This window comes from Cyclobacteriaceae bacterium (genome assembly GCA_025808415.1).
GTDB lineage: Bacteria > Bacteroidota > Bacteroidia > Cytophagales > Cyclobacteriaceae > UBA2336.
Map to the genome: position 1 here is coordinate 2,024,798 of CP075525.1, position 16,890 is coordinate 2,041,687.

Annotated in this window: 14 protein-coding genes; 11 read left to right on the forward strand and 3 right to left on the reverse strand. The window is 43.4% G+C overall.

Annotation, left to right across the window (positions count from 1 at the left end; translation table 11 throughout):
• The first annotated feature begins 2 nt into the window (after positions 1-2).
• From KIT51_09405 to KIT51_09430, 6 genes are all read left to right on the forward strand, one after another.
• Entirely contained in the window at positions 3-2,039 is a 2,037-nt protein-coding gene (locus KIT51_09405; protein ID UYN85121.1) for a glycoside hydrolase family 65 protein, read from the forward strand.
• A 29-nt stretch (positions 2,040-2,068) separates the two neighbouring features.
• Entirely contained in the window at positions 2,069-3,418 is a 1,350-nt protein-coding gene (locus KIT51_09410) for a vanadium-dependent haloperoxidase (GenBank protein ID UYN85122.1), read from the forward strand.
• Between the two features lie 114 nt (positions 3,419-3,532).
• A complete protein-coding gene (locus KIT51_09415) occupies positions 3,533-4,870 on the forward strand; it encodes an MFS transporter (GenBank protein ID UYN85123.1) in 1,338 nt (445 codons plus the stop codon).
• A 2-nt stretch (positions 4,871-4,872) separates the two neighbouring features.
• Positions 4,873-6,069: a DUF3179 domain-containing protein gene (locus KIT51_09420; GenBank protein UYN85124.1), complete on the forward strand. Its 1,197-nt coding sequence runs from the start codon at positions 4,873-4,875 to the stop codon at positions 6,067-6,069.
• A 14-nt stretch (positions 6,070-6,083) separates the two neighbouring features.
• Positions 6,084-7,007: an ROK family protein gene (locus tag KIT51_09425; GenBank protein UYN85125.1), complete on the forward strand. Its 924-nt coding sequence runs from the start codon at positions 6,084-6,086 to the stop codon at positions 7,005-7,007.
• A 6-nt stretch (positions 7,008-7,013) separates the two neighbouring features.
• Positions 7,014-7,985, forward strand: a complete 972-nt coding sequence (locus tag KIT51_09430) for a carbohydrate kinase family protein (GenBank protein UYN85126.1) — start codon at positions 7,014-7,016, stop codon at positions 7,983-7,985.
• A gap of 29 nt (positions 7,986-8,014) precedes the next feature.
• On the opposite strand, the gene KIT51_09435 is transcribed toward KIT51_09430, so the two are convergent.
• Complete coding sequence (locus tag KIT51_09435) at positions 8,015-9,292, reverse strand: MFS transporter (GenBank protein ID UYN85127.1); 1,278 nt, start codon at positions 9,290-9,292, stop codon at positions 8,015-8,017.
• A 165-nt stretch (positions 9,293-9,457) separates the two neighbouring features.
• Between KIT51_09435 and KIT51_09440 the strand changes: the two genes are divergently transcribed.
• The 5 genes from KIT51_09440 to KIT51_09460 are packed head-to-tail and all read left to right on the forward strand — an operon-like array spanning position 9,458 to position 13,360.
• The gene (locus KIT51_09440) at positions 9,458-10,591 is read left to right on the forward strand and encodes a Gfo/Idh/MocA family oxidoreductase (protein ID UYN88546.1); all 1,134 of its coding nucleotides are present in this window, start codon (positions 9,458-9,460) and stop codon (positions 10,589-10,591) included.
• An 8-nt stretch (positions 10,592-10,599) separates the two neighbouring features.
• Positions 10,600-11,652, forward strand: a complete 1,053-nt coding sequence (locus tag KIT51_09445; GenBank protein UYN85128.1) for a sugar phosphate isomerase/epimerase — start codon at positions 10,600-10,602, stop codon at positions 11,650-11,652.
• Positions 11,649-12,035, forward strand: coding sequence for a cytochrome c class I (locus tag KIT51_09450; protein ID UYN85129.1), 387 nt, complete (start codon positions 11,649-11,651; stop codon positions 12,033-12,035). Before KIT51_09445 ends, KIT51_09450 begins: the two co-directional genes overlap by 4 nt.
• 10 nt (positions 12,036-12,045) lie before the next feature.
• The gene (locus KIT51_09455) at positions 12,046-12,471 is read left to right on the forward strand and encodes a hypothetical protein (GenBank protein ID UYN85130.1); all 426 of its coding nucleotides are present in this window, start codon (positions 12,046-12,048) and stop codon (positions 12,469-12,471) included.
• 10 nt (positions 12,472-12,481) lie between these two features.
• Positions 12,482-13,360, forward strand: a complete 879-nt coding sequence (locus KIT51_09460; protein ID UYN85131.1) for a sugar phosphate isomerase/epimerase — start codon at positions 12,482-12,484, stop codon at positions 13,358-13,360.
• Here the strand turns inward: KIT51_09460 and KIT51_09465 are convergent.
• Positions 13,357-16,185 (reverse strand): T9SS type A sorting domain-containing protein, encoded by a 2,829-nt coding sequence (locus KIT51_09465; protein ID UYN85132.1) that lies wholly within the window; start codon positions 16,183-16,185, stop codon positions 13,357-13,359. The genes KIT51_09460 and KIT51_09465 overlap by 4 nt on opposite strands.
• Positions 16,186-16,360: 175 nt before the next feature.
• A complete protein-coding gene (locus KIT51_09470; GenBank protein ID UYN88547.1) occupies positions 16,361-16,837 on the reverse strand; it encodes a gluconate 2-dehydrogenase subunit 3 family protein in 477 nt (158 codons plus the stop codon).
• Positions 16,838-16,890 lie beyond the last annotated feature (53 nt).

Genomic DNA, 16,890 nt, shown 5'->3' on the forward strand with positions numbered 1-16,890 from the left:
TTATGCGGTTCCTAATTTGTAAGATCGTTTTGTGTTATTCCTGCTTCAGTATTGATGCTCAATCACAAAATCAAAGTACCTGGCAAGTTCCAGCAACCAACATCAATCCATCACATTACTATGGCGTAACCGTGGCCAATGGCATGGTGGGCATAGTTTCATCACCCAATCCATTGCGTGTGCAGGATGTAGTGTTAAATGGAGTTTACGACCATTATCAACGTGGGCGAGTATCAAACATTCTGAAGTCATTTAACCATGTTAATATGAATCTCGATGTGGATGGCCAGCGCATAAATGCCAAGTCCATTAGTAATTATCAGCAAACATTGGACATGAAAAAGGCTGCACTTATTACCACTTTCGATGTGGCTGATAAAGTAAGCGTAAAGCATACTATGATGGCGCTGAGACACTTGCCATACACAGCACTAAGCATCGTTTCTATCTCGGCAAAGAAGGATGTAGGCATTACACCGATGAGCGTAATTGAAGCACCCGATCATCTGGCTAACGTAAGGAATTACTACAGCGAAATCGATAGACCACATGTAAAAATCCCCTTGCTCACATCGGTGGCAAAAAGTCCGTCTGGAAAACATACCGTAGCCGCCAGCAACAGCTTTGTTTTTCCAGAACCTCATGGCAACGAACCTCAATTGATCCACGAGGATTGGGATTACAACATGCACTTAGCCAAATTTCATAAGAAAATAAAAGCGGGGGAGACGTATACCTTCAGCATTGTCTCATCAACTGTTTCCACCGCGCACTATAAGGATCCTCATAATGAAGCCGAGCGATTAAGCGTGTATGCCATGCTGGAGGGTACCGATCGCTTACTGATGCGCCATGAGGCTGAATGGGAAAAACTTTGGAAGAGTGATATTATTATTGATGGTGATGAGCAGGCACAACGCGATGTTCGCTTTGCTTTGTATCATTTGTACTCTTTTGCGCGCGAGGGCACAGCCTATAGTTTGTCGCCCATGGGGTTGAGTGGTTTGGGCTATAACGGTCACGTTTTTTGGGATACAGAATTATGGATGTACCCGCCTTTATTGGTCATGCAGCCAGAAATGGCCCGCTCGCTTTTAGAGTATCGTTTCGAGCGATTGGAGGCAGCCCGACAAAACGCATTTTCACACGGTTATAAGGGTGCCATGTTTCCTTGGGAATCATCTGCCGATGGAACAGAAGATACGCCTGTATGGGCGCTTACGGGTCCTTTTCAGCATCATATTACGGGCTGCATTGGTTGGGCTTTCTGGAAATACTACCAGGTAACAAAAGACCGAAAGTTTCTGGCCGAACGGGCCTACCCGGTGCTTAAAGAGGTGGCCGATTTTTGGGCCAGCAGGGTGGAACGCAAAGGTCCGGGGAAGTACGAAATCAATAACGTTATTGGGGCCAATGAATGGGAAGAGAATATTGATAATAATGCCTTTACCAATGGTATGGCTATTACTGTTTTGAAATATGCTACCCAGGCTGCAACCTTATTGGGTATTAAGCCTGATCCCGACTGGATGCTGGTGGCCAATAATATACCCATTCTTAAATTTGCTGATGGCACCACACGAGAGAACGCTACCTATAACGGTGTAGATATTAAACAAGCTGATGTTAACCTCCTTGCTTTTCCATTGGATGTAATCACTTCACGTGATCAAATTGAACAGGATTTGAGATATTATGAACCACGAATGGCTAAAGACGGACCGGCCATGGGCAATTCTGTTTTGGCTACCCTGTATGCCAGGTTAGGCAACATGGACAAGGCACATGAACTGTTTATTAAGTCGTACAAACCGAATGAAGTTCCCCCGTTTGGCGTCTTGGCTGAAACTGCCGGAGGAACCAATCCATATTTTGCAACAGGAGCAGGTGGTATGCTTCAGGCGGTTATTTTTGGTTTTGGCGGCCTGTCGATTACTGATCAGGGAATACAGCAAACCAAGGCTAAGCTGCCTTCCAAATGGCGCACGCTGGAGTTAAAAGGAGTTGGCGTAAGCCGCATGAACTACTCTGTGAAATAGCTAATTTTGTACGGTCAATTGAAAGGAAAATGAGGAAGTTGATTTTAGTGATACTCACTGGCGGTATGCTGGTGTGCTGTAGCAGAAAGGAAAATGTAGATTTTGATCCGGGTGCTGTTGATCCCAATCATTTGCACCGTACCATGAAAAAGATTACCGATATCATTGTTCATGATATCTTCTCACCCCCAGTTGCCAGTCGGATTTACGCCTACAGCAGTATTGCTGCCTATGAAGCTGCAATACCGGGTAATCCTCAATTCATAAGTCTGGCGGGTCAGTTAAACGGGCTCGAGGCTCTTCCACAACCTGATTCTGCCAAAAAATATTGTTTTGAGTTATCCTCCGTTCATGCGTTGTCGCTTGTCGGAAAGGCTTTGATATTTTCTGAGGCAGACATGGAGACTTTTCATCAGCAAACACTTATAGCGTTTAAGAATTCAGGCATGCCGGATGATATGTACAAGAATTCATTGGCTTATGGTGAAGCTGTGGCAAAGCATATTTTGGATTGGTCTGGTAAAGACAATTATAAGCAGACGCGAACCTTTGAAAAATATACGGTATTGTTAAATGACCCTTCCAGGTGGAAGCCCACACCACCTGCTTACATGGAGGGTATTGAACCAAGCTGGACGAAAATCCGACCCTTTGTTCTGGATTCATCTACTCAGTATATACCGGCTCCTCCCACGCAATTCAGTACCGATCCGAAAAGTAAATTTTATCAGGAAGCAATGGAAGTTTACGATGCGGTAAATAGTGCTAACAGTGAGTACCAGGAAATTGCTAATTTTTGGGATTGCAATCCCTTTAAAATGAATGTGCGCGGGCATGTTATGTTTGCCACTAAAAAAATTTCACCAGGCGGCCATTGGATTAACATTACACGCATTAGTTGTACCAGTACCGGTAAAGATTTTTTCGAAACGGCTGAGGCCTATGCCACCGTATCGCTCGCTCTTGCTGATGGATTTATTTCGTGTTGGGATGAAAAGTACCGGAGCAAATTGGTTAGGCCAGAGACTTACATAAACCAATTTATTGACGAGAACTGGCTACCCCTGTTACAAACACCTCCCTTTCCTGAACATACCAGTGGCCATAGCGTAATATCAAGCGCTGCCTCCGTGGTACTCACAAAACTAATCGGTGAGAATTTTAATTTTATAGACTCAACCGAATTGGAATTTGGACTGCCTCCCAGAAGTTTCACTTCTTTCAAGCATGCTTCGGATGAGGCCTCAGTGAGCCGTTTATATGGAGGCATTCACTACCGCCCAGCTATTGATGAGGGGATTAAGCAGGGAACAAAAGTAGGGCAGTGGGTCATAGCGAATATCCGCACCCGGAAGGAAAATGGGCTTGTGTTTGAATAGTGTAACTACTTGATTTTGAGGTGTATATTTTTGGTCATTTATACCAATCGGCCAATAGATTTTTCAACTATAAATTGATACTTTAGGCAACCGGTTGTTACCTAATGTCAGTTCATGGCGACCTTTAAACCCTCACTCTCTTTCTGGCAAATCATTAATATGAATGTCGGTTTTTTTGGCATTCAATATAGCTTTGGCTTACAACAGAGTGCCGTTAATCCTATCTATGATTTTTTAGGTGCGGCCCCGGATGAAATCCCGTTGCTCAACCTGGCTGGTCCGGTTACAGGTTTGTTAGTACAGCCAATCATTGGTGCTTTAAGCGATAAAACCTGGCATCCGCGCTGGGGCAGGCGACATCCTTATTTCTTTATCGGTGCATTGCTGTGCAGCATCACCTTGTTGATTTATCCATTCAGCAGTTCGTTGTGGATGGCGGCCGGCTTGTTATGGATTTTAGATGCTGGTAACAATACCGCCATGGAACCTTATCGCGCATTTATTGCAGATAAGTTGCCGGAGGACCAACAGCGCATTGGATTCCAGGCGCAAAGTTTTTTCACGGGGTTAGGTCAAACCCTTGCCAACTTCTCTCTGTTTGCTTTTCCTTTAGTTATCGTTGGTAAAACCGGTGCGATTCCGAACTGGGTATTCGCTTCTTTTTTCCTGGGAGCTTTTTGTTCTATCACTTCCGTTTGTTGGAGCATTCGCACCACTCCTGAAATTCCACCATCGCCTGAAGCGTTGGATGAAATCCGATCGAAACCGTTAAGTCTTTTTGGTTCATTTAAGGATATTGCTGCGGCAATAAAGGAAATGCCCCTGGTAATGTGGCAATTAGCCCTTGTTTATTTATTTCAGTGGTATGCCTTGTTTTGTTATTGGCAGAATTCATCTAAAAGCATTGCACTTTCCATTTTTAAGGCAACACCATCTGCTGATCCGGAAGGCTATGAACAGGCCGTTAGTTTAACCGGGCTGGTTAATGGATGGTATAATATTGTTACTTTTCTCACGGCTTTCGGTCTTGCCTGGCTCGCAAAAAAATACAGCCCAAAGGTGGTTCATTTCTTATGCCTTACCCTCGCGGCTGCAGGCTTCATTTGGTTTCCATTTATTACAAATAAAATGCTCTTGTTTGTTGCTATTACAGGTTTTGGTGTTGGCTGGGCCAGTATGATGGGCATACCTTACCTGATGGTGGTGAGTTCAATACCGAAAGAACGCTATGGTGTGTATATGGGTATCGTGAATATGATGATTGTTATCCCTATGATTTTGCAAAACCTAACTTTTGGATTTGTAATCAAGCATTTCCTTAGCAATGATTCGCGCTATGCTATTTTATTTGCCGGGATATTACTGGTATTGGCGGCAATTGCTGTATTGTTTATAAAGGTGAAGCCGGTATCGCAAAATGAATTAGAATTTAAAGGAGGGATAGGACATTAGCCATGAAAGCATTTCGAATACTAACAGTTGCATCCATCCTCTATTTAATTTCAGTTGAGATACTAAGGGTATATTTCATCATGCCCTTTCCTGGAAGCCAGCAACGCGAAACGATTGGTATCGCTTACTTTTTGAATGGCCATATGCTGCTGCTTCGCCTGATCGGTGGTGTGGTTTTGTTGGGCAGCCTTGCATTTTTATTGAGACAATTATCCTGGGGTTGGAAAATTTTTCTTTCAGCGGGCTTGGCAGCTTATGCTACTGTTTTTTACATGTTCAACTTCAGGTTTCTGGCCGATAAAATGTTTTTGAAACCAAGGCAACTTACTTTTTCCATCCTTATTGACAATAAGGTTAATCAATCAAGCCTGGTTTTGGGGGTTCAGTTGAACGGAGAAGCTAAGGCATACCCAATAGAAATTATTGGGTATCATCACCAGGTGCGTGATAGCATTGGTGGTTTACCGGTAATGATAACGTATTGTACGGTATGCCGAACTGGTAGGGTTTTTGACCCGGTTGTTGACGGAGCGCTTGAGCATTTTAGGTTGGTAGGCATGGATCATTTCAATGCCATGTTCGAAGATGCTACCACTAAAAGTTGGTGGAGGCAAGCTACCGGTGTTGCTGTAGCCGGCCCATTAACCGGTAAAGTGCTTACCGAATATCAGTCGCAGCAAATGACGTTGCAGGCATGGCTTGCCCTTTACCCTGCTTCCAAAATTATGCAACCCGACAGTTCATTCACCGATAAGTATAAAAAGCTGGAAGGCTTTGACCGAGGCACTATTGCAAGCCACCTTGAATACCGCGATTCACTTTCCTGGAAAGATAAATCGTGGGTATTGGGCGTTAAGATCAGCGATAGGGCTCGCGCGTATGATTGGAATGACCTTATACAAATGTCCACAATCAATGACACATTAAAAGGTGTACCCATTTTAATTCATCTTCAACCTGACTCCTCATCGTTCCATGTATGGAAACGTGACTCATTGGTATTTTATACTGAGGCGGGTTCAGCTTTTATCAAGGATAAACAAACTAAATCAGAATGGAATACGCATGGTGAATGTGTTTCAGGAAGTTTAAAGGGCAGGCAGCTTGAGCCCCTTCAAGCCTACCAGGAATTCTGGCACTCGTGGAGAACATTCAATAAAAATACCTCTCGATATTTAATTAAAGATTTGAGCAATTAAAAGGAGTAAGAAATATGTCAGTTAATACAAATCAACTTTGGGGTATTGATTTAGGCGGTACAAAAGTTGAAGGCATTATTATGAACTCTTCGGCAAGTGCCGAATCTGTTTTTCGCGACCGAGTGCCTACCGAAGCCCATGTTGGCTATGAACATGTGCTTCATCAAATTAAGAAATTGGTGGATATGATGGTGGTAAAAGCCGGGTATAAACCTGATAAAATTGGTATCGGTACACCGGGCACTATGGATACGCACACAGGGCTTTTTAAGAACAGTAACTCAACTGTTTTAAATTTCAAACCACTTAAACAGGACCTTGAAAAATTATTGGGAATGCAGGTGCTTACCGCTAACGATGCAAACTGTTTTGCGCTTGCCGAAACCCGGTTGGGTGTAGTAAAAGAAAGATTCCCGACAGCCGAAGTTGTATTTGGTGTTATTATGGGTACGGGTTGTGGAGGTGGTATCGTGGTAAACAACAAAGTAATAAACGGGCTACAAGGTATAGCAGGCGAATGGGGCCATAATTTTTTAGATGAATCAGGAGGAAAATGTTATTGCGGCAAAACCGGATGCGTTGAGAATGTTATTGCTGGTCCTGCCTTGGAACGTTTTTATCGCGAGCAAAGCGGCAATTCCCTTAAGTTAAAAGAAATATTTTCCCGTGCCCAGGATAAAGCGGACGGTGCAGCGGTTAAAACCATCAACCGCTTACATGAAATGTTTGGTAAAGCATTGAGTGTGGTGATCAATATCCTAGATCCGGATGTAATTGTTGTAGGTGGTGGCGTGGGCAACATACCTTCCATTTATTCGGATGGAATTAGCTACCTTAAGCAAAATGTTTTTAACGACCGCCTCGATACACCGGTAGTAAAGCCTTTGCTGGGCGATAGTGCGGGTGTATTCGGTGCAGCTTTCCTAACTGAAAACTAATACCTTATGAAGCGAATTGCAGTGCTTGGCCCGATACCCCGCGATCATATTGTAACCCATAACGGTGACCTGATCCAAAAATGGGGTTGTATTACACACCCCGTAATTGCCTTGTCCATAATGGCCGGTGATCAACTGGAAATTTTTCCGGTGGCACACGTGCGCAAGGTTGACCTGGACAATGTGAAAGAAGTTTTTGCAGGCTATAAGGGCATCAACATGAAATGCATAACCACTAAAAACGATCAGGGCGACATTATTAGTTTGAAGTTTCTTGATATGAATAACCGGGTAGAGCGTCAAACCGGTTTTATGGATCCTATTTTGCCTGATGATGTGAAGGACATCCTGAATTGCGATGTGTTTGTGTTTGTACCCATCAGCGACTACGAAATTTCGATCGATACCTTGAAGTTTATTAAAAGTAAAAGTAAGGGTACTATTATTTTCGATGCTCATGGCCCTACCACAGCGTGTTTGTTTAATGGTGAGCGACAGCGCAAGTTCTGGATTGACCGTGACCAGTGGCTTCCGTATATCGATGTTTTAAAAATGAACCTGGAAGAGGCTCATGCTTCATGGTTTAAAAAAGAATACGAAACCAGTGATTATACCGATACTTCGCATCTGGACCGTGCGGAGTTGTTGAAATTTGCAACTCATTGTCTTAACCAAGGCGTGCGATGTGTATACATCACGGCTGATTCAACCGGCTGTTTGGTTTACTTTAAGGAAAAGGGAAAGGTTGTTGAAACGATGGTTCCGGCTGTGAAAGTTAAGGAAGTAATAGATACAACAGGTTGTGGCGATTCTTTTGCCGGTGGGGTTGGGTATGGTTTACTTGAAAACCCTCTCGGTTATATTACTGCTTCGCAATATGGAAATATCCTGGGTGCACTTCGCACGCAAGGCAAAACTTTTTCTGTTTTTAAATCACTACCCGAAGTACAATCGATTATGAAGGCTACGTATGGTTAGTGCTTAAAAAAACGAAGCATGTTGTTCAGTTATGCTTTAACTTCATCCCTCTTTTCCCAGAAAGTAAGGAAGAAGAGTATAGCTACCCCCAGTGCGAGTGATGAAGGCATAATCCAAAAGGTAAAGGCACCGTCTAACCAGCCTGCTTGTGACGAGCCGTCCAGGTTGATTTTGTCACCCCACCATCCCAATATGTAGTTGCCAATCAGCATACCTGCGCCATAAGTCAATAGGGCAAATAGTCCTTGTGCACTGGCCCGTATATCTTTGGGCGCTTTGCGGTCAACATATAACTGGCCGGTAACAAAAAAGAAATCGTAACAGATGCCATGAAGGGCAATACCTACAATCAGCAAAGCTGAAGATTCGGGAAAACTTGCAAACAAAAAGTAACGCAAAGTCCACGCAAGCATGCCCACCAATAACATCCACTTAACCCCTAACCGAACGATAAAGAAAGGCACAAGGAGCATGAACAAAACTTCGCTTACTTGCCCAATCGTCATAAACGAAGCAGACTTTTCACCAAAGGCCATGGCAGAAATAAAATCGTTGGTGCGTGCATAATAGAACGCCAACGGGATACAAATGAGAAAACTGCAAAGCGCAAAAATTCCAAAGTTCCGTTGCCCCATCAGTTTAATAGCATCCAATCCCAGCGCTTTACTAATGCTAAAGGCCTGACCTTTGGCTTGAGGGGGTGCCGCAGGCAAGGTGAAACTATATAAACCATAAATAACCGACATGATGGAACACATCTTTAAGGGTATGTTAGTAGCCTGCGCATTGGCAACACCGGTAAGTGCTTTAATAAGGGGTATATCAAGCCAGCCTAAAACCGTTTGGGCTACCACTAACCCAGCCACAATCCAACCGATGGTTCCCCACACACGAATAGCCGGAAATTGTTTGTCGGGGTTAGCAATGTTTGCGAAAGCAATGGCATTTACCAGGGCCAGGGTTGGCATAAAGAGCATAAAGTAGGCGAACATAATCCAGATGAATGTTCCCGGGTCGGTAACCGATGCTGCGTACCACAGTAGCGCCCCTCCAACCAAATGGCAAAAGGCGTTAACCTTTTCGGCATTTATGTAGCGGTCGGCTATCAAGCCAACAAACAAGGGTGCCAGCAACCCCGCCCAGTTGTGGGTAGCGTATGCACTGCCGATAATGGTGTTGATGCCCTCAGTTCCCTTAAATACTTCCAGCAGGTAACTGCCCATGGTAACAAAAAAACCTCCCCAGATGAAAAACTGGAAGAACATCATTACACTAAGCCTTAATTGAAGATTGGTTTGAGTAGTCATGTTTTGGTTTGGTTTGAGCACCTAAAATTGCACGAATAAATCGATTGCGCAAGCCCTTTAAATAATTGCAAACGTTTGCGTAAAATCAGTATTAATGTTTTACGATCTTTTGGATATATTGCTTAACAACCTAAAAATTGACCAACGGTGAAAAGAAAATTACGCATGGGCATGGTGGGCGGTGGCCTTGATGGTTTTATCGGGGCTGTGCACCGGAAAGCTGCCGCTATGGATGGCCAAATTGAATTAGTATGTGGAGTGTTTAGCAGCGATCCGCAAAAATCAAAAGCAACCGGAGATTCACTTTACCTGGATTCTTCGCGTATTTATTCGAGCTATGATGAAATGATTAAAGCAGAGAAAAAACTGCCGGCCGATCAGCGCATGGATTTTGTATCCATTGTAACGCCCAATCATATGCACTTTGCTCCTGCCAAAGCAGCACTGGAAAATGGTTTCCACGTGATTATCGATAAGCCAATGACGCTTTCGCTGGCCGAAGCAAAAAAACTAAAGCAAGTTGCTGATAAATCTGGATTGGTGTTCGCATTAACGCATACCTATACTGGTTACCCGATGATCAAGGAAGCACGGCAATTGATCAAGTCTGGCAAATTGGGCAAAGTCCGCAAGGTTTATGTAGAGTATATACAAGGTTGGCTGCATGCACCCCTTGAGAAGACCGGCCAAAAGCAAGCCACCTGGCGGTCTGATCCTAAAAAATCCGGGCTGGGTGGTGCGCTTGGCGATATCGGTACGCATGCGGCTAATCTTGCCGAATATGTAACCGGTGCAACTATTACTGAGCTTTGTGCTGAACTGAATTCCGTTGTGCCCGGCCGGTTGCTTGATGATGACGACATGATGTTCTTACATTTCGATAATGGTGCGCATGGCACATTGTTGGCCACACAAATTGCTGCCGGTGAAGAAAATAATCTGTCCATTCGCGTGTATGGTGAAAAAGGCGGGCTTGAATGGCGACAAGAAGAGCCTAACACACTGTTATTAAAATGGCCCGATAAAGCCAAAGAAATATACCGTTCAGCTATGGGGTATACCTGTGATAGTTCAAAGCAAAATACCAGAACGCCATCAGGCCATCCGGAGGGATACCTGGAAGCATTTGCCAACCTTTACGTAGCCTTTGCCAAGGCCGTTCGCGATTTTAAACCTGGAAAAAGAATAGATCCTGAAAAATACGACTTCCCTGATGTGGATGATGGAGTGAAAGGGATGGCCTTTATTGAGGCTGCCATTAAATCATCAAAGGGAAAACAAAAGTGGGTTAAAATCTAAGAGCATAGATGAAGAACATTAAAGGACCAGCTATTTTTCTTGCCCAGTTTATGGGTGCCGAACCACCGTTTGATGATATGAAGTCTATTTGCAAATGGGCTGCATCGTTGGGGTATGTTGGCGTGCAAATACCTACGTGGGATGAACGTTGCATTGACCTGAAACGCGTGGCCGAAAGCAAAACATATGCTGATGAGTACCGAGAGATGATTGAAGATTGCGGTGTGCAAATTACAGAACTAAGTACGCACCTGCAGGGCCAACTGGTTGCGGTGCATCCGGCATATGATGTGATGTTCGATGGCTTTGCACCCAAAAACATTAAAGGCAACTATAAAGCACGAACAGCATGGGCTGTTGACCAATTGAAGTTAGCAGCAAAAGCAAGTAAAAACCTTGGGTTAAAAGCGCATGCTACATTTTCGGGTGCCCTGCTCTGGCATACGGTGTACCCTTGGCCGCAACGTCCGGCCGGATTAGTAGAAGCTGGATTTAAAGAGTTGGCAAAACGTTGGTTGCCAATACTCAATGCTTTTGATAAAGCCGGTGTAGATGTATGTTACGAAATCCACCCGGGTGAAGACCTACACGATGGTATAACGTTTGAACGATTCCTGAACGAAACGGGCAACCATCCGCGTGCGAATTTGCTTTTCGATCCCAGCCACTTTGTGCTTCAACAACTTGATTACCTTCAGTACATTGATTTCTATCATCCCTACATAAAAATGTTCCATGTAAAGGATGCAGAATTTAATGCTACCGGTAAAAGTGGTGTTTATGGTGGTTTTCAGGATTGGATAAACCGTCCTGGGCGCTTCCGTTCATTGGGCGATGGCCAGGTTGATTTCAAAGGCATTTTTTCTAAACTGGCACAGTACAATTATGATGGTTGGGCTGTGTTGGAGTGGGAGTGCTGTATAAAGCATCCGGAGCAGGGAGCAAAGGAAGGTGCACCCTTTATTCGGGAACATATAATAAGGGTAACGGATAAAACCTTTGATGATTTTGCTTCGGTTGGAACTGATGTTAAATTGAATAAAAAAATATTAGGCATATGACAAAGAAAATTTTGGTGATGGCACTATTTATTTCCGGGTTAGCATCTTGTGGCGGAAATAAAACTACAGATCAAGCCCAGGATGAGCCCGTTCAACTCTCCACCAACCAATTGGCCGCCATCGGTAAAATCCTGGTGGATGAGTCCGATTGTAAAACCTGCCATCATCCAACCAATAAAATAATTGGGCCTGCCCACAAAGAAGTTGCCGAGAAGTATGAGTTCACCGATGCGAACATTAAATACCTGGCCAAACGAATTATTGAAGGTGGCAGTGGCGTTTGGGGTGAGGTGCCCATGAATGGTCATCCTGACATGAAGCAGGAAGATGCTGAGAAAATGGCGATTTATGTCCTTTCGCTGGATGGTGAAGAAAGAAAATAATTAAATAAACATGGTTCACCCGGTGTTTGAAAACGAGTATGTCATTTGTGAACTGGATGATGCCTTGCCTGTTTTGAAGCACCGTTGGAAAACCGAGCCTTCGGGTGAGGTTTTTCGAAGTAACTTAATAGCCATTCAACAGCGCTACATTGAATTGGCCAAAGCCTATGATAACCTGGCCTGGCTGGCCGACACCCAAATGTTGGGTGAAGTAGATCAGGAAACAGAAGATTGGTTTGTTCAGGTTTGGGACGACCTGCTTTTTGTAAAAGCAGGTGTAAAATATCATGGTGTCATCTTAGGGGATGATCTTTTTGCCGATTACCCGATGGAGAAATTCAAGTTGAATGCTGAGGAAAAGTTTGCTGCGCACGGTGTTCAACTGGCCGTTTTTTCCGATGAGGATGAGGCGTATGAATGGATTAGAACGCGATAACTATAAACACATGAAACGGAGAACTTTTATTCAACAATCTGCTTTTGCTGCTACAGGTGGAATTTTGCTTCCGTCTTTAATCAGTTGTAAAACACCTGCCCATGAAAAACCCATTGGTATTCAGCTTTATACCTTGAAGGATATAATACTGAAGGATGTTAAAGGAACGTTGCAACAAGTAGCTAAGATTGGATTTAAGGAGTTGGAGTTGTATGGGCATAATGATGGAAAGGTTTTTAATATGCCCTACGCAGAATTTAAGGCTATGGCTTCGGACCTGGGCTTGAAAATTGTAAGCGGACATTACATGACCGGGCAGGCTTTCCCCACTATGAAGGGTACCCTGGTTAATGAATGGGAACGAGCGGTTGATGATGCAGCAAAAGCCGGGCAACAGTATATGGTTATAGCCTGGCTTCATCCGGAGGAGCGTAAAACAATGGACGGTTACAAGCGCGTTATTGATTTAATGAATAACGCAAATGAAACATGTCGGAAAGCGGGCATAACATTGGGTTATCATAACCACGAGTTTGAGTTTATTCCGGTTGATGGGGAGGTACCTTATACCGTGATGGTTGCGGGAATGGATCCTTCTATAATTCTCGAACTGGATATTTACTGGAGTACTTTTGCAGAGGTTGATGCGCTGGAGTTATTCCGTAAGAACAAAGGCAGGATACACCTTTGGCATGTAAAAGATATGGACAAAACCGATCGAAAATTGCAAACCGATGTAGGCTCAGGCTCAATTGACTATAAATCGATATTTGCCGCAGCCGACCAATCCGGTATGAAGCATTTCTTTCTGGAACAGGAATATTTTACCAAGCCGCAAATAGAGGCTATAAGCCAGGGCTTCAAGCATTTAAGTATAATTATCAGTTAGTTGTCAGCAATAACAAGTTTCCTGGTTATAAAACCGCGAGCTGTGTTTATACGAAGCAAGTATAGTCCTGAAGGGTATTGATTGGTCTCAATTTCTTCAATAGCAAATCCTTCCATTTGTTTTTTGTAAACGAGCTGGCCGTTAGGGTTGTACAATTTAATTATTACCGGTCCTGGTATTGTTTCATCTGCGGTAACAAATACTCGCCCATTGGCCGGGTTTGGAAAAACCTGTATGGTTTTGTTGTATAAGGCAGGTTCCTCCAAACCAACTATCAATTCAGGTTCTGGTGTGGGTTGCTGAACGGTGGTGAAAATATAAAATGTACCGGGGCTTAATGAAATTTGCTGCTGACGATCGGTGACCTCATATGGTAACCCACTAAAATAATCATACCACGTTCCGGTTTTGCTAAAGTTTGCACTAGCACTTCGTGCAGAAGTAGAAAAATTTCCAAGGATGGCAACATCCATGGATGGATGTGTAATGTTTATCCTTCGGGTATCACCACTCTGTTGCCAAAGTATAGTTCCGCTTGTAAAAACTGAACGATTGGTATTGACTAATTTAAAAATAGCGCTCATGGCTTTGTACAAGCGTTGACGATCGGCATTCTCGTAGTAACCCAATCCAGCCGTACCCCATGGAAGCGGTCTATTATCCAACCGACAAGAGGGTAAGATTGTGCCGTTTGTGCACGTATTAATGCTCTTGTCGTATCCAAGTTCCTGAAATTGCCATAACATTTTTGGCCCCGGAAGAGTATAGAAGAACGCAGCACCAAGTTTTATCCTGTCCAGCATAGTTTTTACCGAACGAATATTGTATCCGCCAGTTTGTTGGCCGGAAGTTCGGAGTTCGTATGCAAGTCTTTCTTCATCGTGGCTTTCCATGTAGGTAACCCGTGTTCTGGAATCAGCACCGGATATAACCGTGCTGGTGTTACCTTTTAGTAAAGCTGCGTATTGCTCGTCCAGCCTTCTCCATAGTAACATCCCTTCATTGGCCAGGACATTTTCCTCTGCGTCTCCGCCAAAGTGCTCGAGAATTATATATGCATTGGGTTTGTAGCTCCAAATCTTTGAAGAAATCCTTTTCCAGATATCAATCCGGCTTTGGTCATAGACATTCCATTCACTTACATTACTTGAAAATCGTTGTGTAAAGCCTTTTGACAGATCGAAGCGATAACCATCAATGTGGTATTCCTCAATCCAAAACCGGATAACACTATCGGCAAACTGTTGTGTGTAAATACTTTCATGATTGAAATCGTACCCAACATTAAACGGATGGCGTGCCACAACATTGAACCATGGATTATTTTCAGCGGGCTGGCCGCCATTGGAATAGAGCTGAACCAAAGGACATTGTCCAAAAGCATGATTAAGTGCAATATCAAGGATAATAGCAATACCTTCCTGATGGGCCTTGTCTACCAGATACTTTAAATCATTTTTGGTTCCATAAAATTTGTCAGGTGCAAAAAAATAGGAGGGGTTGTACCCCCAACTTAAGTTACCTTCAAATTCCATGATAGGCATTAACTCAATTGCATTTATTCCCAGCTTTTTCAGGTACGATAAGCTGTCGGCAAGGTCGCGGTATTTCCGTGTACCAATAAAATCGCGAAGTAATAATTCGTAAATAATCAGTTGGTCCTTAGGGGGTGCTTGCCACGTCATTTCATTGGGTGACCAGGTATAAGCAGTTTGGTTGGTTTGAAGAACGCTGGCAATACCGTACTCTGTTTTGGTATAAATTGGCAGATTGGGGTACGTGCTATTAGGAATAAAGGGGTCATTCCATGGATCGGCCACTTTTTCCGCATAAGGATCTCCGATTTTAACGTTACCATCAACCCAATACTGAAACACATATTGTTGACCCGGTGTAAGCCCATTTAGCGTAAGCCAAAAGAATTTGGCATCCGGTGTCTTTTTCATAAAGTATGCATCGTTAGCTTGCCAATTGTTAAAATCCCCGGCTACATATACAAAGTTTTTTTCTAATGGTGTTTCTAATACGAGTGTAACACTTGATGGATTTGATGGATTGTAATTTATTCCGCGTTTAGCGCCTGCAGGCAAGGCTTGAATAACTGTCGGTGGTTGATTAAATACCGTTAGGGTTTCCTCTAAAAATTGGTCTGTTCCTTCAATTGTTGCAGTAACACGAACAATTTTTTGCCCGGATCCTGTTGGGATGAAATTTACGGAAATCGAATTTGTATTTAATACTGGAGATCCGATATCAACAAAACCACTTCCTTCGTTTACAGAAACTTTAATAGAAGATGCAGTGGAGCATATGGAGGCAGAGACGGGTATTGCATTACCGGCTGGAATAAAAATTTCTCGTTGTTGAGGTTGTGTAAGCGCAATAGGTTTATTTAACCGAATAAAAATGTCGGGAGATGTTTGTTTTGAACCATTTGCATTTCGAAAAACTACGGCTAGCCAATAGATAGGAGCATTAGCCGGGGAAAGTGTGTTGAAATAGCTCCGCAGCGTTGGCCCAAGTACAAGTGTCCACTTATTAGGTTGTCCCGGAACCTGAGTCATCAGCCCCACACCATTATCCTGACCCCAACTGCCTTTAACGGCAGTCCAGTCACCACCAGTAGGCGTGTTTGTATTATTAATAACAACACCAGCATGGGCATATACCTTGGTTTCTCCCTCCAGCGAAGTACCGGAGGCATCAAATGTAATGGTAACTTCTTGGTCGGGCGATGGACTTTGGCAAGGGCTTAATATGACTAATTGAGCAACTGCTGAAAATACGGATGCTGAAAACAGTGTAAAAAGTAAAATTCGCCTCATTTCAATTCAATTAAAATCTCGTTAAATATAATGTCTGTGCCTCTTATTTCATTAGAAAAATTACGCAAACGTTTGTTTTGACATAAACGATACTCATCGCAACAACGTGTACATAGTCAAACAAAAAAAGCCAGAAACAATTCTGTTCTGGCTTTCAAGTTAAAGAGATAACTGTTTAAGTAGCCCAGGTCTTACCAACCTCACTCAAAGGCATACAGCCATTGTAATATCCAGGCACTGCTTCATAGCGCAGTACTTCAGTTGCCCCTGGTTTACTGCTGAAGAATCCGAGCATGGTAAGCTCCTTCATCATCATAACAAATGGCCGTTGTTCCGGTTTTTCCTCTATTGCTTTTTGGTGTGCCTCAAGCACATATTCTTTTTGTTTTTCACTGCCTAATTTAAGAAAGCCAGAAAAGTTTGTGAACTCATCAAGTGCAGCAATAAACTTTTCCCGATCGGCTTGCTTGTAGGCTTTATAAACCATTTCCTCAATAAAGGCCGGCACCCCAGCTTCTTTAGCGCCAGGTGTATCGGTTTTGGGAATAATAATTTCGGCTACTGCGGTTACTACAAAGGCCTGATCAGCGGTAAAAAATTCAGGTGTCCAGTCAATACCAGGTTTTGCCTGACAACCTTTTAATATACCCATAATGGCCGGTGTTGAAACTACACCGCCCATCAATAATGCTGTCCGTTTAATTA